Source organism: Bacillus cereus group sp. Sample62, from assembly GCF_036851315.1.
In the GTDB taxonomy this organism is placed as follows: domain Bacteria; phylum Bacillota; class Bacilli; order Bacillales; family Bacillaceae_G; genus Bacillus_A; species Bacillus_A wiedmannii.
Map to the genome: position 1 here is coordinate 1,156,367 of NZ_JAFLPK010000001.1, position 20,434 is coordinate 1,176,800.

Below are 20,434 nucleotides of genomic sequence, written 5' to 3' on the forward strand. Positions count from 1 at the left end.
TTTGTAAGTATAGTTTAAATTGGTTATTTACTAACTAAGCGGATATATATAGGAGGTGTAAATAATGGAATGTTTTCATATAGGTGAGCAGGATGATAATTTCATCAAGGTTGTTATTACTGACTTTTCAGATGAAGGAGATAGTTATTTTGGTGGAGCTTATTTCAAAGGAGAATGCGAACTAGGCTGTACTGGTTTTAAAGTGAAAACGACATCATTTTATTTTGACAATAACAATATATATCACTTTTACAAAGACCTCCAAAAAATATATACCTTGGGATCTGGAACAGTACATTTTAAATCAGAATCAAATGAGTTATCTTTAACTTGTCATTTGGATATTGATGCATCTTTCAAAATTTCAGTTAGATTTAAAGAGATTGAAGGAGATAGTACACTAAGTTGTTATATATATGAATCCTATGAATATATACCTAGTATTAAAAGTCAGCTTACTTCATTTTTTAATACTTTTAAATTTAATGGGAATAAATGAATGTAAACTTTAAGGATTATATATATAGTTGAATACTGAACAAGCTATTTCACGTGAAATTTTTTAATATGAATAGCATGTTTCATTGTAAGTTGCAAAAACGCAGTTTAATTATAAACTGCGTTTTTATTAATTAAAAATGGTGGTGGAATTTATTTATCAGCGCCTGAATATCAGCAAGTGAATTGATGCAGAGTAAAAAGACAACAAACGAAGGAGTCTGTTGTCCTAATTAAAATGAAATCAAAATATCACAGGTTATTTACAGTATACGTGTAACAAATAAGAATATGACCTAATTGGATATGAGGAGTGCTTGAACGGAGTGAAAGAGTTTATTATTTAAATAATAAACGAACTGCCATCTAAGTCGCGGTTCGGTTTTCTTTATCTATTTTTTCTCTACCAATTTCTTATTCTTCCAATCTAGTGTGAACAATTTATTAAATGTTTTTTGATCAACGTCTTTTACGTTGTTTCCAACCCAGTTTGCGGTTCCGAATGTGTAGCCTGGACGAAGTTGGTAGTCGTCAGTGTGTTTTGTATAAGCGACTTGTAAGTTAGATTGATCTGTATTTTTTTCAGAGATAACAACAGCGATCATACCAGGAGAGAAACCGCTATTTGTTAGCGCTGGAAGTTGATCCATCGGTATTAAATTACCTTTTGCATCGGATTCATATAGGTATGTGCGAGAGTACATGAACAGTTGGTTTCCATATAAAGAATGATAGGAATCACGTGTGTAAATACCCCAGTTTTGATTGTTATATCCGTTAAAGAATACGTTCCATTTTACTTTTTTATTTGTTTGGTCAATTAAATTTGTTTTATAACTTGTTTGTTTATAGCTTACAGAGTCAGACCAAGTTACTTGACCAGTTGCACCCGCTTCAGCGCTAGGTCCATTTGGCGTTGCAGAAGCTTTAACAGAACCACCAAGTTGATAAGATACGCTAGAGGTTACAGTCGTTTCTTCTACAGCATTTGTAGGTGCTACGTTAAAGAAACGGGCGCTGTTATCTTGAAGATTAAAGGCAATATCATATTGTGAAGGATAGCGTAATGTTGCACTAGCGCCAGGGATTGGGTAGTTATCAATAGGCGCACTACTTATAGTAGGATTTGCTTTTAGGAAACTACCAGTTGTATTAATAACGGCAATCTGTTTATCAGCGCTTGGATCATCGATAAAAGTTACCTTTAAAGACATTGTCATATTATCAGTTTGATCATTATTAAATGTATTATAGCTCGTATGTGTTTTTGCATTTTGCCCGATATCTGTTACAACTTGTGACGTTGTTTGAGCGTAAGCAGCAGGTGTTGAAAGAGTTAAAGCGCTACTAGCAAAAACAGCGGATAATGCTAAACATTTTAAATACGTTTTAGAACGTTTCATGCAATCACTTCCTATTATTCTTTGTCGATATATGTCGTATTTCATTTATATCGTAGCATGAAAATAAAACGGGAGGGATGGTTATGCATAATTGCATAGGTGAGTTTTGGATAATGAAATTTTATGAATCCTTATCAAGGGAATCGTCGCTGTATTGTTTATATATTCCTCCTCATCAACTCCCAAACTTGCGTCGCAACAAACGCAATATCATGATCAAGTGCATCTAGCAGTTAGAGGTTTTTATTGTGAAGATTGCTGTGCTTAATATTTACGTTAAACGTGCATAACAAGATATAATAGAAGAAATGAATAAGGAGGCTAGTTGTGAAGAATCTTCGTTATCTCAATATATTTACTATATTAATTATATACACACTACTTATGCTTTACATCGGCTGGAACGGCTGGGTTTGGCTTCATGCGGTATTTGGCTGGGAATCTTGGGGATATTACGCTTTCGTAGTCGGTTTTATTTCATATGCGTACATTCTCGTGCAAGTGTTTAAGTTCTTGCCATTTTTACGGACGATAGGTTCGATTTGGTTTGCGGTCATACAATACGCGCTTATGTTGTTGCCTTTAGCTAATATTATGGTCTTTCTTTTACAGTTTTCAGTGGAGAAAGAAGCGGCAATTATTTGGACAGGGGCGGCCGTGTTACTTGCGTTTATCTTTATCTTTGCATATGGGGTATTTAACGCATATAGCCCGGTAGTAAGAAAATACGAGGTGCACATACCGAAAAAAGTAGAGGGACGTAAAAGTTTACGCATTGCGATGGCTTCTGATATGCATTTCGGTAAATTATCTGGCGTTTCGCATTTAAAAAGACTTGTCCGTCATGTAAATGAAATGGAGCCTGATATTATTTTACTGCCAGGTGATATTATAGATGATCATCCAGGTGTGTTCATTCAAAAAAATATGGGACATATTATGAAACAAATGACAGCTCCACTAGGCGTATATGGTGTGTTAGGAAACCACGAATATTACGGACGAGCGGTTCCAGAATTTTTACAAGAGATGGATAAGATCGATATTCGTATTTTGTTAGATGAAGTGATCACCATTGAAGATGACTTCCATCTCGTTGGAAGAAGAGATAAAACAGAGCGAGATCGCCAAAGCTTTGAAAAACTTATGAGTACAGTGGATAAATCGATGCCAGTTATCGCAATGGATCACCAACCATTTGAATTAAAACAAGCAGCGGATGCTGGTGTAGATTTACTATTATCCGGTCACACGCACCGCGGACAAATGGCGCCGAATCATATTGTAACGAGAAGAATGTACGAACTAGACTGGGGATACGCACAAAAAGGTGCATTCCACGCAATTGTTTCTTCTGGTTTCGGATTCTGGGGGCCACCGCTTCGACTTGGAAGTAGGTCGGAGATTGTGCAGGTGGAGGTTACGTTTGAATAGGATTATAAAATAGAGAGCTGACGGCTCTCTATTTTTTTCAATAAAAACAAATAACAATAAATATCTCTGTTGGTGCTAATTTCACAAAAGAGTTACGATTATAAGACAGGGCTAAAATAAAGGGGGATTATAAGTGATCATATCAGATGTACTATACGGAGAATTTGAAGTGGATCAAGTAGTAGAAGAATTAATTTTAAGTAAGTCTGTGCAAAGACTAAAAGGTATTCATCAAAATGGTGCAAGCTACTTAATAAATAAGAAATGGAATGTAACACGCTTTGATCATTCAGTGGGCGTTATGTTGTTAGTGAAGAAACTCGGTGGTTCAGTAGAAGAACAAATTGCTGGTTTATTGCATGACGTATCGCACACTGCTTTTTCTCATGTGATTGATTACGTTTTTGATAATATAAATGAAAGTTATCATGAAGAGATATTTAGTTCTGTCGTGAAAAACTCAGAAATTCCAGCGATTCTTTCAAAGTATGGTTATAACTATGAGGACATTTTGTTAGATGATTCGAAGTGGACGTTACTGGAAAGGTCAGCGCCCGAATTATGCGCAGACCGAGTGGATTATACGTTACGAGATATGTATACATACGGATATACTTCTTTAGAAGAGGTTCATAGATTTTTAGAGGATGTCATCGCAGTAGATGGGAAGATGGTTCTTCAAAGTATCGAAGTAGCAGAATGGTTTACAGAAATGTATTACAAAGAAGTAATCGATTTCTTTATGAAACCAATGAATATTTACGGAAATGATATGTTAGTGAAAACGTTAAAGTTAGCTCTGCATAAAAGGGTTATTCATGCAGATGATTTTCTTCTTGAAGATGATGAGCTAATTTCGAAATTGAAGCAATGTAGTGAGCCAGAAGTGCATGCTTTATTAAGCAAAGTTCATCCGAATGTAATAGTAAAAGAAGATAGAAACGATTACGATTTGTATCAGAAAAATAAAGTCCGTCTTATTGATCCTCCGTTACTTCGTGAAGGTGAAGTTGTTCGATCGTCTGTCGTATCGGAAAAAATAAAACAGATGAGTGAGATCGCTTATGAAAAAGCGGTGAGAGGGATGTATGTGAAAGTGATTTCGGATTAAAAAAGGAGAGCATCACTTTGCTCTCCTTTTCTCATTAATAATCGAACCAATTCCAAACCTCAATATCTCCAAGAGTCGCATAACGAACATGAGGTGAGTTTTGTAATTTTAATAACTCTTTTGACGGGCCGGTAATGACAATGCCGTATACTTTTACACCATTATCTTTTACATACTGATAGCGCTTATCTAAGTTTAGATCTTTTTGACGAGTCCAAGTAGTTTTACTTACAATTTCTTTATTTATAGAAAGAATACGCATCATTTCGATTACTTCATCTTCTTTTGTGTGTAGCTTTTTTGTTTCATTTTCAGGAAGATTTATATGTTCAGGAAATCCAATAACCTCTCCGCTATGCAAGATAAAATCATTTTCATTTATTCTTTCTTGTCCTGTGTCTAAAGCATACCATACAGGAGTTGGTGGCATTTCTTGTGCTTCAAATACGCTATATAAAAGGGATTCTAATTCTTGTAATGTGTAAGGTTTGTCAAAAGATATCGCTACTTCTGCAACGGTTCCCTCATGTACTTTTCCAAGTGTATCCCAAACTTTTTTAGATGATTCTTTCAAATGATCAACTTGCTTGATTTTGGGGTGAACAAAGGCAAGTTTTTTTGAATAGGCTGTGTTTGCCCAAGATTGATTTGTGATAGCTACAGATGATAAGAAACTACTCGTTGTTACTGTACCAATTGGAAACTCTTTTTTTCCGACTGTTTTAAATAAATTTATTTCATTTTCTGTACGGAAAAAGGGTTTAATCTTTGTACTGCCGCCAGCGGAACGACTATTTGGCATTGTCGCTTCTAGTGCGAGTGCTGGAATCTCATCTACTTCAGTTAAGTTTTTCATATTGTTCGAATAGAAGTAAAAGGAAGATGAGAAATGACCAACAAAATAGATTGCTATACAAACAGCGAGGACAAAACTAACGGTTTGCCAACGCTGTTTCCATTTTATTTTCCAAAACGGGACTTTAAGATTTTGTGGTGGTAGTCTTTTCTTTATCGGTTCACTGTTCGAAAGCAACGCATCTAAGTAAACTTCACACTCTTCACATGTCTCAATATGACTTTCTAACTCTTCTTGTTCATCATGCGTGAGCGTTCCGTTTTCGTACTTCTCCCATAGTTTTTTAAACTTTGTACAACCCATCCCTATCACTCCTTTATGCTTTTCGTCTCTTTTCGTCCCCTGTGTAATTCAATTTTCACTTTCGTTAATGAGAGACCGGTCATTTCTGCTATTTCCTTATACGAGAATCCGTAGTAATCTCGTAGTAGTAACACATTTCGTCTTTCAAGGGGAAGAGAAGATAAACTGTCTAACCAACTAGCAATCTCATGTTTTACGAAATAAGAGTGCTCTGTACTTGGTACGTTTGGTAAATGGAATTCTTCAACTGTCGTTGTTTTATATCTTTTTTCTTTTCGATACCAATCGATAAAGGCGTTGTAGGCAATCGTAAATAACCACGGCCTAATTTCTTCTCCTTTATAATAGTCAATATGGACGAGCATTCGATAAAATGTTTCTTGCATGAGATCTTCCGCGTAGTGGGAATCTCCGGTTAGGGAGAGAAGATAGCGAAATAAATCTTGCATATGTTCGGAGTAAATTTCTTCTAATGATTGTTTGCGTTTCACTACATTTCCCTCCCTTCATACATAACAACGAAATACATATAAAAAAGTTACAATGTTTTATGGAATTATAGTAAAAAACGTCAAGAATTGGATAGGATTCTCTTTTATCATAATACATATAAGGCGGGTGAACAGAGATGGAAAGCTATGAAACACAAATTCAAAGGTCAATTAATTATATTGAAGAAGATGTCATGGAAAAACAGACGTTGCGTAATTTAGCACGTATTGCAGGTTTTTCTGAGTCTCATTTTCATCGTGTATTTCAGGCGTTAGTAGGTGATACAGTAATGGAGTATGTTCGAAAGAGGAGGTTAGCCCGGGCAGCTTATCAACTTTCTCATACGGATGAAAAAGTTATTGATATTGCGTTTGAGCATGGCTTTCAATCTCATGAAACGTTCACGAGAGCCTTTAAAAAATTATTTCAAATGACACCGAGTGAATATCGAAAACAAGAAATTGAAACACCGATGTATTACAGCGTGAATGTAAAGCAAAGAAAATTAAATCCATATTTAGGAGGCATACAAATGGAATATCGTATTGTAAATAAACCAGAATTTTTAGTGGCGGGTTATGAACTGAAGACGACAAGTAAAGAAGGGAAAAACCATCAAGACATCCCAGCATTTTGGCAAGAATATTTACAAAAAGATCTTGGAACGACAATTCCGAATCGTAAAGATACGAGCCAATGGGTAGAGCTTGGATTATGTACTGATTTTAATTTAGAAACAGGGGACTTCACTTATATAATTGGAATGGAAGTTACAGGGTTTGAAAATGTACCAAATGAAGTTGCGAAGCGTACTTTCCCAGCAGCGACATATGCTGTATTTACAACACCGAAAGTTCCTCATGAAGAAATGGTATCGTCTATCCACCAAACGTGGAATGCTGTATTCTCAGAATGGTTCCCGCACTCAGGGTACGAACATTGCGGCGTTAATGAGTTTGAGCTATACGATGAGCGTTCCCATGCAGATAAAAGTGAGTTCGCTCAAATTGAACTTTGGATACCGGTGAAGAAGAAGTAATAGAAAGAAAAGCGAGCCACTGCGTGGTTCGCTTTTTTCATATAGGTTGCGATATTTGTCGATAAGTCGATATATCTTGAAAATCGCTAATATAATTTCATGTACTGCTGAACTCCGCCAAAAGAAAAGACGCCACTTAGCGTCTTTTCTACGAATGAAATGGGAACACAAGTATAATCGTTGTTCCTTTCCAAAGTTCGCTCTCAATAGAAATCGTTCCGTTATGAGCATGAACGAGCTGTTTCGTAATAGCGAGGCCAAGCCCAGTTCCGATGTTACTTTCTTCTGTATTGGTTCCTCTGTAATATCGCTCAAATAGAAGCTCTTTCGTTTTGTCATCCATTCCTTTTCCGTTATCTGAAATAGAGAGTGTAAATGAAGTAGTGTTTTGGGAAAGTTTTACGCTCACATTTGTCGTTTCATTATTATGTTTTACAGCGTTTACGAGTAAGTTTTCGATAATACGCTGGAACCATTTTTCTTCAATGAAATATTGAATTTTATTTGAGCTTGGTACGAATTCAATATTTTGATTTTGAAGTGTCGGATTATTAATGAATTGTAATAATACTTTTTGGACGAATTGATTCATTTCAATGTTTACATGCTGCGCAGGAAGACTGTTATTTTTTAATTGATACGTTAAGCTTAAGTCATCGATTAATGTCGTCATATATTGAGATTTCTCTTTCATAACGCTGCCGAATTGTTGAATGTCGCGATCAGTCCAGTTGTACTGCTGTGATTCTAGTAATAATGCGTAGCCATATATAGAACTAAGTGGTGTTTTTAAATCATGTGTGAGACCGGTAATCCATTCTTCACGTGTTTGCTGCAGTACTTGCCTCATCGCATCATTTTTTTTGAGTGTAATAGAAAGGTGTTCTAGTGAATTTGTCACATCACTAAATAAGCGGAATGACCATTTTTCTTTACCGGATCGCCGGAACCTGACAGGTTTCCCTTTTTTACTAACAGGTTCTTCGTACTTTCCACCAGCGATGTTTTTAAGCCAGCGCATCGCATGGAGTAACGGTTTTCCAAATTTATTACCGTACCAAATAGAAAGAATGACTAAATAAACAAATACGATAAGAAGGATTAATCCGCATCCGATTAGAAACTTTTTAGTAAATACATCGTCTATTTCATCATCTGGGTAGTAGTACTCATTTTTGGCAGTTACAACAAGAAGATGATTGCTATTTGTGTCATAAAAGCTAGACGTGTTTTCTTTATGATTCCACGGTTCCTTTTCGCTAAGAGCAGCTTGTATGACAGAAAACGTTTTTTTCTTTCCATCTGGATAGGAGAATACTTCTTCGCCATCACTATTAAAGATTTGAAGTGCTGCTTTTTCTTTAGAAAGTAACTGTTTTTCTTCTTCTGTTAATATGAACGAATCCGTAGATACAGAGGGGTGCTCTTTCTGTATTTTTTTCAGTAATACATTGCTTTTTAACATACCGCCGTATATAACAAGTACGTTCTTTTCTTCTAGTTCAATTTCCCAATATGTAAATGTATAAGGGCTTTCTATATGATTCTGTATATACGAGAATAAAGATGTTTTCGTATAAGATGTCGGTACGTCACTCGGCGTATTAAAGTGATAGAGAACTTTTCCATTTTCCTCTACAACTTGAATCCAATCATTTTTTTCTTTAATTAAGTCTTTTACTTCAGCTTTTAACGAAATATCGCCATCTTCTGAAGAGATATATCTTGCAATCATAAAATTAGCAGCATCTGGAATATTCGGTTCGTATGAAGTACTAGTAACAAGGAAAATTAAATAAGTGAAAGCAGCTACTACAGCAAGCAGTAATGTAACTAAAACAAATACGTGTTGCAGGATAAACTGGATAATAAGTCGTTTATTAAAATTCATATCGTCACCCTACTTTGTAATGAACTTATAGCCAAGTCCGCGAACGGTTTTTATATATTCTGGTTTACTTGGGTCTTGTTCAATTTTTTCACGTAGTTTTCGAATGTGAACCATAACGGTATTATCATCGCCATTATAGGCAGGTGCTCCCCAAACTTTTTCGTATATTTCTTCTTTCGAAAATACGTAGTTCGGATTCTCGCAAAAGAAGAGTAATAGCTGAAATAGCTGGGCGGAACATTCGACAACATGTCCACCTACTGTAAGCTCTGCGGAATATCGATCAATTTCAAATCTGCCAAATGAACTGGAGTGTGCTTTTTGTTCGTGTGGTACTGCTTGTTTCATATGTCTTCGGAGTTGTGCTTTCATTCGAGCTACTACTTCAAGTGGATTAAACGGCTTCGTAATATAATCATCTGCACCGTGTGAAAATCCAGATATTTTATCTAAATCAGATGTTTTAGCTGTGAGGAAGAAGATAGGGCAATCTGTTTTTTGGCGAATGATTGGACAAATATCAAAACCAGATTGTCCAGGAAGCATGACATCTAAAATAATTAAATCGTAATCGTTTTGCTCGGTGAGAGATAAAGCTATTTCAGCGGATGTTGCAGTTGTAATATGAGAAAAACCTTCTTTTTCAAGGATGGTAGTTAGTAATTGTAAAATTGCTGTTTCATCATCAACGAGCAAAATATTTGCTTGGTACATAAAAAATCCCTCCTAATTTCCTCGAATATCATATCATCTTTCTATAATTTATGGAATTTTTAAGGGAATTTTAAGGTTTTCTTTCGCAAAAAATTAAGAATCAAATGATATGATAAAAGAACATAGGGGAGGAGATGAGTGTGAATCCGTTTCAAACGATGCGAGCTAGATATTTTTTAATTGTATTTGCACTATTAATTTTAGTAGTAAGAGGTAGTAATGAATTAATAGAAAATACATTTCATATGCAAAATTCTACTTTTATAAATATTCTTATATTCTATATCCTTCCGATTATATGGATTTTTTATGAATATAGAAAACACCGTGTTTCATTTTCATTATTTGTTAATAAAAATGAAACATTTAACCTGGTGCAAGTTTTATACATTGCGATTATGTTATGCGTATTTAGTTATGGATATCTTATTTTGTACATGTATAGCTTTGCATGGATTACACCGGAATTTATTATGAGCGCATTACGTGAACCGATTATAGATAGTACAGGGGGATATGTATATCAGTTTATTATGGTCGTATTCATCGCACCGATTATTGGTGAATTTGTTTTTCGGGGATTTTTACTGCAACGCTTTGCAGCAAAATGGGGAACGAGTATAGCGATCATTGTAGTAGCGATGTTGTTTGCGTTGTTACATGTTGATTTCCTAGGTGCAGTTGTATTTAGCGTTGTACTATCAATCGTATATATTCGTACAAATAGCTTACTCATGCCAATTGCTATTCACATGTTAAACAATGCATTTGTAATCGGTGCTTCTTTTCTAATAAATAAAGAAGAGATAATGAGTTTTGCAGATTTCTCAAATTATACGACGTTCTTTCCAGGACTTCTTATTTTTATAACGGGATTAAACTTAGTACTCATCTTTTTATTTGTTAACCGCAAATATTGGAATAAAGAAATGCCAGCTATATATGTAGAGCAGGAAAAGAGTTTTTCAGATGTAGTGGGGGATAAAGTGAAACTATAATTAGCCATCATCAATCTGGCGTTTACGGACAGCTCGACTCTGACCTAACTTCTTTGCTCCAACTGAATTTTGATGTGGGAGTTTTACTGCCCTCAAATAGCGGGATAAATGAGATGAATAAGGCAATTGAAAGGGATGTATAAAATTATATGAATGAAACAATATCATCAAATAAGTTTTTTTATTTGATTGTGCTTAGTATAGTGCTGATAACGACAGTCAATGTTATTCTTCGCTGGGAGGAAGCTTATTTCTTTATGTATTTAGCACTCCATTTGTTAGGAATATTATGTATAAGCGGCGGAATAGTTGCTGAAAAAAAGAGTGAAGAAAGCGTTAATTATATGTGTGTGACCGGTCTTATTTTACTTTTAGCTGTACAAGGTATTATGAAATATAGTACTTTTTCTCTACAAGATTTTAGTTTATTAGTGGATGTACTTCCTTAAGGAGACACGTTATGTTATCTAAAAAGCAACTAGGATACGTACTAGTTTTAATTGGATTTTTTACACTTATTGTAACGACGTTATTTTTTCAGGACTATGAATATATACGCTATATAAAAGGCGCTGGTTTAATATGTTGGGTTGTAAGTACGTTTCTTATTCCAGAGTATGAACCGAAGAAAGTGTCTAAAGGTAGGTAAAACTCTTCTTTTTGTAGAAGAGTTTTTTTATGTAAATAAAAGGATCTCGAGCAATTCACGTAATAAGCTTGTTCTAATTTAGCATGTACGAACTTACAATAATAATAGACAGGCAGCATAGAGGAGGGAATAGCGTGAGGAAGGTTATTGGGTGGTCGCTTTTTTTGTACGTTGGGTTTGCGTTGCTTATATATTGGTATTTATTTGGATGGAATCATGAACTGATTCCGGACATGTATAAAGGAACAAAGGCAGATCCAGAAACGTTTATGAATGCAAGAGAGCTTACGCTAAGCCAAGATTATTCGCGCGTGAAAAATTTACTATACTTTTTAGCGACGCCTCTTGAATGGATTATTTTATTATTTGTACTTGTGCTCGGTGTTTCAAGAAAGTTTGAGAAATGGTCGAAGGAAACGACGAAAATAAGTGTCCTGCAAGTTGCGATTTATTTCTTTTATTTATCACTACTCACAACAGTTCTAGCCCTGCCGATGCAATGGATTAGCCGAAAAGTATCCGTTGATTACGGCATTTCAACGCAAAGTACACAAAGCTGGATAAAAGATCATGTTATTGATTTTTGGGTGAATTATGCGACGATGTTACTCATTGTTACTGTTTTGTTATGGCTTATTCGCAAATTTCCGAAGCGATGGTGGCTAGCAGGATGGGCGCTCTCTGTACCATTTACAATCTTTTTAACATTTGTGCAGCCAGTCGTTATTGACCCACTTTATAATGACTTCTCGACGCTACAAAATAAAGAATTAGAAACGAAAATTTTAGCGATGGCAGATAAAGCTGATATTCCATCTGAACATGTATATGAAGTAAATATGTCGGAAAAAACGAATTCGTTAAATGCATATGTAACAGGACTTGGAAAAAACCTTCGTATTGTAATGTGGGATACAACACTTCAGCAATTAAAAGATAAAGAGATTTTATTTATAATGGCCCATGAAATGGGACATTACGTAATGAAACATATATATTGGGGCGTTGCAAGTTATATTTTCATATCGTTTATAGGTATGTATTTAATTAGTCGTATTATAAATATGTGTATTCGAAAATGGGGAGATACGCTGCAAATTTCAAAAGTAGCATGTTTCTCAATTTTACCTTTATTTTTCTTAATTTCTTCTGTACTCTCTTTTGCATCGCAACCAGCAACAAACTACGTTTCACGAATAGAAGAACGAGCGGCAGATCAATATGCTTTAAATATGACGAAAGATGGAAAATCTGGTGTGAGAACGTTTCAATATTTATCAAAAACAAGCTTAAGCCAAGTGAATCCACCTGCGTTAGTAAAATTTTTCTTATACACACATCCACCGATTTTCGAAAGAATTCATACGTTTGAACAATATGAGAAACAAAAAAACAAGAAGTAGCGATTATGCTACTTCTTTTTTATAGAAATATAAGTTTGGTATTGGGAATATTTATCATTGCTTTTTATTGTGATTTTGTAAATAATAAGCTATAAAATTCTAAAAATCTATATATAAAGGAATAAAGGTGAAAAAATGTATTTTTTAAAAAATTTAAAAGTGAAATATAAATTATTATCGCTTATTTCATTAGCAGTATTGAGCATGGTAATTATGAGCTGCGTAGCAATTAATTCTATTAACAAGATTAAGCATGATACAGAGATTGTAGTAGATGATTATCAACATTCTGTAGTTTTATTAGAAGGAATGCTTCGTACACAAAATTCACTAGAGTATAACTTACTAGAATTAATTACAGCGTCACCAAATGAGGGGACAAATAAAGAGGGGATTATTGGTAATATTGAAAAGGATCTTGAAAAATATGATTCTTTATTAAAAGAATATGATGATGGCTTTAATTTAAGTAAGCAAGAGGATGAACTGTTTCAGAAGATGAAGAAATCTTTGCCAAGTTATATGGAGACATATAAGAAGTTGTTTGATAAAGCGAAGGTAACAAATGAATCTCAAATGGTAAACGAATTTCATAAGGAATTAAAACCGAAGGGAGTAGAGTTAGCTAGTTATGCTGTAGATCTAGAAGCGTATGTTTCAAATTTAGCTGACCAAGTATTTAAAGATTCTCAAAAAATGATAGATCGGTCCGTTATTACTTTTATCATTCTTGTAGTAGTTACTACAGTCATTATATGTATAGTAAGTTATATTATTAGCAAGCTTATAGTTGCTCCTTTACAAACGGTTAGTCGTATGATGGAAAGAGCAAAAGAAGGAGATTTAACTGTACATGGTGAGTATAATGCTAAGGATGAATTAGGTGTATTAGTAAGTGATTTTAACGAAATGATTGCAGGGCTAAGAACAAATATGCAAGAAGTAGAGAATAATATTCAGCTTTTATTCCAACATGCAGACGGAGTAGTATCTGCATCGGAAGTATCTAGTGGTGCAGCGAAGAAAATCACTACAGATATTGAAGAAGTTGCAAATGGCGCAGAGAGTCAAATGCAAGCAATGGAGCAAACTGCGGGTGCGATGGAAGAGTTGACACAAGGAATGCAGAGTATAGTGAATACATCATCCTCTGTAAATGAATTGTCTGCTCAATCAGCATTAGATGCAGAGAGTGGTAACAAATTAATGAAAAAAATGATTCAACAGATGGATACAATCCAAAATTCAGTACATAACGGTGTGAAACAAGTAGAGACTATGAAAGAACAATCAGAAGAAATTGTTAAAATTATTGATGTTATGCAAGGTATTACCGCTCAAATTAACTTATTAGCATTAAACGCCGCAATTGAGGCTGCACGTGCTGGGGAAAGTGGTAGAGGATTTGCAATTGTGGCAGATGAAGTAAGAAAATTAGCAGAACAATCTAGTGATTCTGCAAAACAAATTGAGAAGCTTATTACTCAAGTTATGGGAACAACGAACCATACGGTACATATGATGGGGAAAGTAGATAATGAGGTACAGGCAGGTACACAAGTAGTAATGCATACAGAAAAAGTATTTGGAAAAATTACAGAAAAAGTACAGCAAGTATCTGAGCAAATTCAAACGGTATCTATGTCTACAGATGAAATTGCAGCGAGTAGTGAAGAGATTTCGGCTTCTGCAGAAGACATGGCTCAAATTTCCCAAAGATCATCTGACCGAACTGATAGGGTAAAAGAGTCTATTCAACAGCAAGAAAAATCTGTTCAAGAGATCTCGGTTTCAATTGAACATATGCATAATGCAGCAGGAGGATTAAAACAAATAGTTGCCCAATTTACTCTTCAAAAGTAGTAGTATATTTAAGTTTTAATATAGAAAAATTCTTCTCAATGAATAAAAAGATCATCCTATGTAAAAAAGGATGATTTTTTTATGGGAATTTTGTGAGGATGCTATTTTGTATATTCTAATTTTTTACAATTTTCTAATTCTAATATATAATAATACGTAATGTGTTGGAGATTTTTCGTTTGTAAAAGGTAGGTTATAGGAGGAGAGAAAGGGTGTTCAATAAAAAATCAATGCCAGCTATAAAAATGATCCTTTCGATGTCTATTTTCGGATCAATTGGATTTTTTTCTACTCAAACAGGTTTACCGTCTTTTGAACTAGTATTCGTTCGTTGCATTTGTGCGACTATATTTTTAGCATTATGTTGGCTCGTAACAGGACAGTATAAAAGTGAGAAATGGAATAAAAAAGAAGTAATGCAAATATTAGCATGCGGTGTATTTCTCGTTTTTAACTGGGTATTTTTATTTAAAGCGTTTGAAGTTATGTCGATTACAATTGCGATTTCAGTTTATCATCTTGCACCCATTATCGTATTAATGATTGGTAGTATTGTATTTAAAGAGAGACTTACAGTGTTTGCTGTTATGTCCATTGTCATTTGTTTTATCGGTACAGTTTTAGTAGCTGGAGTAGATGGAAATCTATCGCTCGAAAAACTGATGTCATCTGGAATGGTATGGGCACTTCTTGCAGCATTATTTTATGCTTTTACCACTTTATTAGGAAAAGGAATTCAGCATACGAGCGCATATGCGATGACATTTTTACAAACATTTTTAGGTATATTTTTATTGCTACCATTCGTAGACTTTGGCAAGTTTCAAGGGTTAACAGAGATGAACTGGATGATGATCACAGCGACAGGTCTTATACATACGGGATTTGTATATTACTTATTTTTTGATAGTTTAAGAGGTTTATCGACGAGATTAATTTCTGTATTAGTGTTTTTAGATCCTGCGGTTGCAATACTATTAGATACAGTCTTTACCGGCTTTAGACCGACTAGTATGCAAGTAGTAGGGATTGTTCTTATCTTTTTAGGGATGGCATTTTCTTTTCAAAAAACGAAGGATGAAAAAATAGCGGTAAAAGAAAAGTTGTATTCTGAATTTTAAATGATTTCAACTGTATGCTATTGATAATTTCGATATTTTTTGTACAATATAAATTGTAGGAAAATAAAGGAAAAGGCAGATGAGAGAGATGAAAAAGCTAGTAAAGATAGCGACATCGTTAACTTTAATGGGAGGAATATTTGTAAGTGCAAACGGTGTGTCTGCAAATACAGATGTTATCGAAAAATCTGGTCCTAATATTATGATAGAGTTTGATGATGTAACAACAGGTCATTGGGCATATGATGAAATTACGAATTTAGTATATCATCGCATTATGTATGGGTATGGAAATGGTAAGTTTGGGGTAGAAGATCATATAACACGTGAGCAAGCGGCGGCAGTATTACATCGCGCACTTCATGTAAAAGGAAGTGTAATTAATGAGAATCCATATGGAGATATTAGTGTGAAATCAACCATGTTCCCTTACGAAATTTTACACTTAACACAGCTTGGTATTTTTAAAGGAGACGAAAATGGGAATTTCCGTCCGAAAGCAACACTGACTCGTGCAGAGTTATCACAAATTTTAACGAAAGCATACGAGTTGAAAACAAAGAGTCCACATACATTTACAGATATACCAGAAAACCATTGGGCAAGAGATGCAATTAGCGCATTACAGTCTAATAAAGTTGCGGTAGGAACGGGAGATGGAAAGTTCGAGCCTGAAATGCTCGTTACACGCGGGCAATTTGCGAAGTTTTTACAACGATCAATTGATAATTCTCCAGGGAAAATGGAATAGATAAAGAGAAAGCTCATAATTTGTAGAGGAGATATCCTCCGCTCATTATGGGCTTTTATTAATAGATAGGTTATTATTTTCGTATGTTGTAGTCCAGTTGATATTCTTTGTCGAAACGTCGATATATAAGGAGTAACAACATATATTTGCGTTTTTTGTCTAGAAAATGAACTTTTAAAATGTGAAGGATTTCTTTTTTAGAAAGTAGAATATTTAATGTATAGAAACACCTTTAAATGACGATAGGAAAGGGAAATGATTTGCGTACAATTCGGTATAAAAATTGAAACTGAGAGCGAATTGGCTCTCCTTTAGTAGTGATTTTCACAATAATAGATTTTTTAAATGTAATATATTGCATAATGGGTGCGAAGGCAACATATGTAATATTGGAAAGGATTTCAGTCTATTATTTTCCGTTTTTTCAAATGGAGATAAAGGGGAGAGGGCAATGAAGAAGAACATGTTACGTATAATGGCAACGGTAACTATTATGGGCGGCTTGTTTATAAGTACAAATGTTCCAAACGTAAAAGCAGAAGAATATCCAGAAATGATTGTGTTTGATGATGTTCCAGTAAATTACTGGGCATATGACGATATAATGGACGTAGTATACAATAAAGTAATGTTAGGCTATGGAAATGGTAAGTTTGGTGTAGGAGATAATGTAACACGAGAACAAGTAGCAGCAGTACTTTATCGTACATTGAATTTGAAAAAAGAAGGACCTTTAAAGAATCCATATAAAGATATTTCTGAGAGGGCAACAATGTTTTTAGATGAAATTTTAGTATTAACAAAGCATGGTATTTTTAACGGCGATGAAAAAGGAAACTTTAGACCAGCCGCACCAGTAACACGTGCAGAAATGGCGCAAATTCTTACAAAGGCATTTACATTTGAAGTGAAGAAGAATCATACATTTAAAGATGTACCAAGTAATCATTGGGCAAAAAATGCGATTAGTGCACTGCAGTCTAATCATGTCATAGTAGGAACAGGAAATGGGAAATTTGAACCGAATACAGTTGTAACACGTGAGCAATATGCAACGTTTTTAAATAGAGCTGTTTTTTATTTTCCTGTAAAAGATGAAGATTATGAATGAAAGTTAAAATATAAGGACATTTAAATTATATCAATATAATATAAAACAAGAAAAAAGCGCGGAAATCCCACGCTTTTTCTTGTTTTATATTATTTATAAGTATATCGATTTTCTGTTCATAATTTATTTGTTGGAATTTAGTGGATAAGAAGAGATTGGATAAAGTAACTTTTTGTTGCTTAAATATGCGATTTAGTAACTTTATTATTAATATAGTGTAAATAAAAGTATATGAAATATAGTTCATAAATTAGACAAAAATCACATGGGAATTGTATTGTTACGCTTTCGTTAATTCTTTATATTAGAAAAAAATATGTTTTTAGGGAGAGAATACTTTGAAGAAAAAAATTCTAAAAGTAGCAACAGCTTTAACAATTATGGGTGGAGTAGCATTTAGTGCTGAGGGGACTACAGCAAAAGCTGAATTAGCTGCAAAGCCACAACAAGCAAGTCAGGCAATCTTTAAAGATGTACCAGCAGGACATTGGTCTTATGAAGCAATTCAAACTTTAGCAGAACACGAAATTATGCTTGGTTATGGAAATGGTGTGTTCGGTTTTGGACATAACGTAAATCGTGAACAAGTAGCTGCTTTAATTTATCGTGCACTGGATCTTGATGAAGAATTTGGAGAAGATGAGGTATTAGAAAGCCCATATAATGATATTGTTGGTGAGAACTCAACGATGTTTCCTTTTGAAGTTTTAGCAGTAACAGAATTAGGTATCTTTACAGGTGACGAGAATGGAAACTTCAGACCAAAAGCTACGTTAACACGTGCAGAAATGGCGCAAGTTCTTACGAGAGCATTTGGATTAGAAGTAAAAGGAACAGCAGGATTTAAAGATGTACCAAAGGGACATTGGGCAGAAAATGCGATTAATGCAGTAGGCTCAAATGGTATTTCAGTAGGAGATGGGAAGGGTAACTTCGCTCCGAACATGAAAGTAACACGTGAACAATATGCGCAGTTCTTATTTAATTCAATGTTTGAATAAATAATAAAAAAGAAGCCAGTGTTGTATAACACTGGCTTCTTTTTTTTATGTGTAATGACGGTGGGAGAATACAGTTTTGTAAAAAAAACGATTAAATATTCAAAAAAAACTTCCTTTTCTGAAGATTTGTTATATAATATAAAACATAAAATCAAATCTGTTATAAAACAGTTTAAGAAGGGGATGCTAATATGTCGACGCAAACTTCACGGGTTACATTGCCCGGAGAAATGTTACCAGCGTACAACGAAATATTGACACCTGAGGCGCTTAGTTTTTTAAAGGAACTACATGGAAATTTCAATGAGCGCCGTATAGAGCTTTTACAAAAACGTGTGGAGAAACAAGAGAGAATTGATGCAGGAGAGTTTCCGAAGTTTTTAGAAGAAACAAAACGTATACGTGAAGCGGATTGGACAATTGCTAAATTGCCAAAAGATTTAGAGGATCGCCGCGTAGAGATTACTGGACCAGTAGATAGAAAGATGGTTATTAATGCTTTAAATTCAGGAGCACATCTTTTTATGGCGGATTTTGAAGATTCGAATTCACCAACTTGGGAAAATGCGATTGAAGGTCAAATAAACTTACGAGATGCAGTAGAGGGAACGATTTCACATAAAAATGAAAACGGAAAAGAATATCGTTTGAATAGTAAAACAGCTGTATTGATTGTGCGTCCAAGAGGATGGCATTTAGAAGAAAAACATATGCAAGTTGATGGGAAGAATATGTCTGGTAGCTTAGTAGATTTCGGACTTTATTTCTTTCATAATGCGAAAGCTCTTTTAGCAAAAGGAAGTGGACCATACTTTTACTTACCGAAAATGGAAAGCTATTTAGAAGCAAGGTTATGGAATGATGTTTTCGTATTTGCTCAAAAATATATCGGTATTTCAAATGGAACGATCAAAGCAACGGTGTTACTGGAAACAATTCACGCTTCGTTTGAAATGGATGAAATTTTGTATGAGCTAAGAGATCATTCTGCGGGGTTAAACTGCGGGAGATGGGATTATATTTTTAGCTTTTTGAAGGGCTTCCGTAATCATAACGACTTTTTACTTCCAGATAGAGCGCAAGTCACCATGACGGCGCCGTTTATGCGCGCGTATTCTTTAAAAGTAATTCAAACGTGTCATCGTCGTAATGCACCGGCAATTGGAGGAATGGCAGCGCAAATTCCGATTAAAAATAATCCGGAAGCAAATGAAGCAGCTTTCGAAAAAGTGCGTGCTGATAAGGAGCGCGAAGCATTAGATGGTCATGATGGGACTTGGGTTGCCCACCCGGGACTTGTACCAGTCGCGATGGAAATATTTAATCACATTATGAAAACGCCGAATCAAATTTTTAGAAAACGAGAAGAAATACATGTTACAGAAAAGGATTTATTAGAAGTACCAGTGGGAACGATTACAGAAAATGGGCTTCGCCTAAATATTAGCGTAGGTATTCAATATATTGCATCTTGGTTAAGCGGACGGGGAGCAGCACCCATTTATAACTTAATGGAAGATGCTGCAACAGCGGAAATTTCTAGGGCACAAGTATGGCAATGGATTCGTCATGAAGGTGGAAAGCTAAATGACGGTCGTAATATTACGCTTGAATTGATGGAAGAGCTAAAAGAAGAAGAATTAGCGAAAATAGAAAGAGAGATTGGTAAAGAAGCCTTTAAGAAAGGGAGATTCCAAGAGGCGACAACGTTGTTTACAACTCTCGTTCGGAATGATGAATTCGTACCATTTTTAACATTACCGGGTTATGAAATTTTATAAAAAATGAAAAGGGGA

General features: G+C 34.8%; 19 protein-coding genes and 1 pseudogene. 15 read left to right on the forward strand and 5 right to left on the reverse strand.

All coding sequences use genetic code 11. The annotated features are described in order from the left end of the window. Window positions 1-64 precede the first annotated feature (64 nt). Window positions 65-499: a WapI family immunity protein gene (locus J0835_RS05775; RefSeq protein ID WP_087979742.1), complete on the forward strand. Its 435-nt coding sequence runs from the start codon at window positions 65-67 to the stop codon at window positions 497-499. 391 nt (window positions 500-890) lie between these two features. Here J0835_RS05775 and cytK2 read toward each other — a convergent pair whose 3' ends face one another. Continuing rightward, window positions 891-1,901, reverse strand: a complete 1,011-nt coding sequence (gene cytK2, locus J0835_RS05780) for a beta-channel forming cytolysin CytK2 (RefSeq protein WP_087979743.1) — start codon at window positions 1,899-1,901, stop codon at window positions 891-893. Between the two features lie 327 nt (window positions 1,902-2,228). Between cytK2 and J0835_RS05785 the strand changes: the two genes are divergently transcribed. Further along, window positions 2,229-3,335: a metallophosphoesterase gene (locus tag J0835_RS05785; protein WP_087979744.1), complete on the forward strand. Its 1,107-nt coding sequence runs from the start codon at window positions 2,229-2,231 to the stop codon at window positions 3,333-3,335. A gap of 133 nt (window positions 3,336-3,468) precedes the next feature. After that, entirely contained in the window at window positions 3,469-4,446 is a 978-nt protein-coding gene (locus J0835_RS05790) for an HD domain-containing protein (RefSeq protein ID WP_087979745.1), read from the forward strand. Window positions 4,447-4,480: 34 nt separating this feature from the next. Here J0835_RS05790 and J0835_RS05795 read toward each other — a convergent pair whose 3' ends face one another. Both J0835_RS05795 and J0835_RS05800 read right to left on the reverse strand, forming a co-directional pair. After that, a complete protein-coding gene (locus J0835_RS05795; RefSeq protein WP_087979746.1) occupies window positions 4,481-5,605 on the reverse strand; it encodes an anti-sigma factor in 1,125 nt (374 codons plus the stop codon). Between the two features lie 5 nt (window positions 5,606-5,610). After that, window positions 5,611-6,096: an RNA polymerase sigma factor gene (locus J0835_RS05800; protein WP_087979747.1), complete on the reverse strand. Its 486-nt coding sequence runs from the start codon at window positions 6,094-6,096 to the stop codon at window positions 5,611-5,613. A 137-nt stretch (window positions 6,097-6,233) separates the two neighbouring features. Between J0835_RS05800 and J0835_RS05805 the strand changes: the two genes are divergently transcribed. Then, complete coding sequence (locus J0835_RS05805; RefSeq protein ID WP_087979748.1) at window positions 6,234-7,136, forward strand: AraC family transcriptional regulator; 903 nt, start codon at window positions 6,234-6,236, stop codon at window positions 7,134-7,136. Window positions 7,137-7,284: 148 nt separating this feature from the next. Here the strand turns inward: J0835_RS05805 and J0835_RS05810 are convergent, their stop codons facing one another. Both J0835_RS05810 and J0835_RS05815 read right to left on the reverse strand, forming a co-directional pair. Next, complete coding sequence (locus tag J0835_RS05810) at window positions 7,285-9,027, reverse strand: sensor histidine kinase (protein WP_087979749.1); 1,743 nt, start codon at window positions 9,025-9,027, stop codon at window positions 7,285-7,287. A gap of 9 nt (window positions 9,028-9,036) precedes the next feature. After that, window positions 9,037-9,741, reverse strand: coding sequence for a response regulator transcription factor (locus J0835_RS05815; RefSeq protein WP_087979750.1), 705 nt, complete (start codon window positions 9,739-9,741; stop codon window positions 9,037-9,039). 134 nt (window positions 9,742-9,875) lie between these two features. Between J0835_RS05815 and J0835_RS05820 the strand changes: the two genes are divergently transcribed. The 11 genes and pseudogenes from J0835_RS05820 (at window position 9,876) to aceB (ending at window position 20,419) form a co-directional block, all read left to right on the forward strand. Then, window positions 9,876-10,739 carry a CPBP family intramembrane glutamic endopeptidase gene (locus J0835_RS05820; protein WP_087979751.1) on the forward strand — a complete coding sequence of 288 codons (864 nt, stop codon included), beginning with the start codon at window positions 9,876-9,878 and terminating at the stop codon, window positions 10,737-10,739. A gap of 149 nt (window positions 10,740-10,888) precedes the next feature. Further along, entirely contained in the window at window positions 10,889-11,188 is a 300-nt protein-coding gene (locus J0835_RS05825; protein ID WP_087979752.1) for a hypothetical protein, read from the forward strand. An 11-nt stretch (window positions 11,189-11,199) separates the two neighbouring features. Continuing rightward, window positions 11,200-11,388, forward strand: a complete 189-nt coding sequence (locus J0835_RS05830) for a hypothetical protein (RefSeq protein ID WP_000949426.1) — start codon at window positions 11,200-11,202, stop codon at window positions 11,386-11,388. A gap of 134 nt (window positions 11,389-11,522) precedes the next feature. Then, window positions 11,523-12,791, forward strand: a complete 1,269-nt coding sequence (locus J0835_RS05835; RefSeq protein WP_140386697.1) for a M48 family metallopeptidase — start codon at window positions 11,523-11,525, stop codon at window positions 12,789-12,791. Window positions 12,792-12,926: 135 nt separating this feature from the next. Further along, a pseudogene (locus J0835_RS29175) lies at window positions 12,927-13,706 on the forward strand (MCP four helix bundle domain-containing protein); the annotation flags it as partial. A 156-nt stretch (window positions 13,707-13,862) separates the two neighbouring features. Further along, window positions 13,863-14,654 (forward strand): methyl-accepting chemotaxis protein, encoded by a 792-nt coding sequence (locus tag J0835_RS29180; RefSeq protein WP_442893517.1) that lies wholly within the window; start codon window positions 13,863-13,865, stop codon window positions 14,652-14,654. 212 nt (window positions 14,655-14,866) lie between these two features. Then, entirely contained in the window at window positions 14,867-15,775 is a 909-nt protein-coding gene (locus J0835_RS05845; protein WP_087979755.1) for a DMT family transporter, read from the forward strand. A 79-nt stretch (window positions 15,776-15,854) separates the two neighbouring features. After that, window positions 15,855-16,526 carry an S-layer homology domain-containing protein gene (locus J0835_RS05850; protein WP_087979756.1) on the forward strand — a complete coding sequence of 224 codons (672 nt, stop codon included), beginning with the start codon at window positions 15,855-15,857 and terminating at the stop codon, window positions 16,524-16,526. 451 nt (window positions 16,527-16,977) lie between these two features. After that, entirely contained in the window at window positions 16,978-17,637 is a 660-nt protein-coding gene (locus J0835_RS05855) for an S-layer homology domain-containing protein (protein WP_087979757.1), read from the forward strand. 338 nt (window positions 17,638-17,975) lie between these two features. Next, window positions 17,976-18,638 carry an S-layer homology domain-containing protein gene (locus J0835_RS05860; protein ID WP_087979758.1) on the forward strand — a complete coding sequence of 221 codons (663 nt, stop codon included), beginning with the start codon at window positions 17,976-17,978 and terminating at the stop codon, window positions 18,636-18,638. A 191-nt stretch (window positions 18,639-18,829) separates the two neighbouring features. Further along, window positions 18,830-20,419, forward strand: a complete 1,590-nt coding sequence (gene aceB, locus J0835_RS05865) for a malate synthase A (RefSeq protein ID WP_087979759.1) — start codon at window positions 18,830-18,832, stop codon at window positions 20,417-20,419. Window positions 20,420-20,434: the final 15 nt, after the last annotated feature.

Coding starts and splice junctions, on each gene's coding strand:
- J0835_RS05775 (WP_087979742.1), top strand. CDS start 65: ATGGAATGTTTTCATATAGGTGAGCAGGATGATAATTTCATCAAGGTT.
- cytK2 (WP_087979743.1), bottom strand. CDS start 1,901: ATGAAACGTTCTAAAACGTATTTAAAATGTTTAGCATTATCCGCTGTT.
- J0835_RS05795 (WP_087979746.1), bottom strand. CDS start 5,605: ATGGGTTGTACAAAGTTTAAAAAACTATGGGAGAAGTACGAAAACGGA.
- J0835_RS05805 (WP_087979748.1), top strand. CDS start 6,234: ATGGAAAGCTATGAAACACAAATTCAAAGGTCAATTAATTATATTGAA.
- J0835_RS05810 (WP_087979749.1), bottom strand. CDS start 9,027: ATGAATTTTAATAAACGACTTATTATCCAGTTTATCCTGCAACACGTA.
- J0835_RS05815 (WP_087979750.1), bottom strand. CDS start 9,741: ATGTACCAAGCAAATATTTTGCTCGTTGATGATGAAACAGCAATTTTA.
- J0835_RS05820 (WP_087979751.1), top strand. CDS start 9,876: ATGAGTGTGAATCCGTTTCAAACGATGCGAGCTAGATATTTTTTAATT.
- J0835_RS05825 (WP_087979752.1), top strand. CDS start 10,889: ATGAATGAAACAATATCATCAAATAAGTTTTTTTATTTGATTGTGCTT.
- J0835_RS05830 (WP_000949426.1), top strand. CDS start 11,200: ATGTTATCTAAAAAGCAACTAGGATACGTACTAGTTTTAATTGGATTT.
- J0835_RS29180 (WP_442893517.1), top strand. CDS start 13,863: ATGCAAGCAATGGAGCAAACTGCGGGTGCGATGGAAGAGTTGACACAA.
- J0835_RS05850 (WP_087979756.1), top strand. CDS start 15,855: ATGAGAGAGATGAAAAAGCTAGTAAAGATAGCGACATCGTTAACTTTA.
- J0835_RS05855 (WP_087979757.1), top strand. CDS start 16,978: ATGAAGAAGAACATGTTACGTATAATGGCAACGGTAACTATTATGGGC.
- aceB (WP_087979759.1), top strand. CDS start 18,830: ATGTCGACGCAAACTTCACGGGTTACATTGCCCGGAGAAATGTTACCA.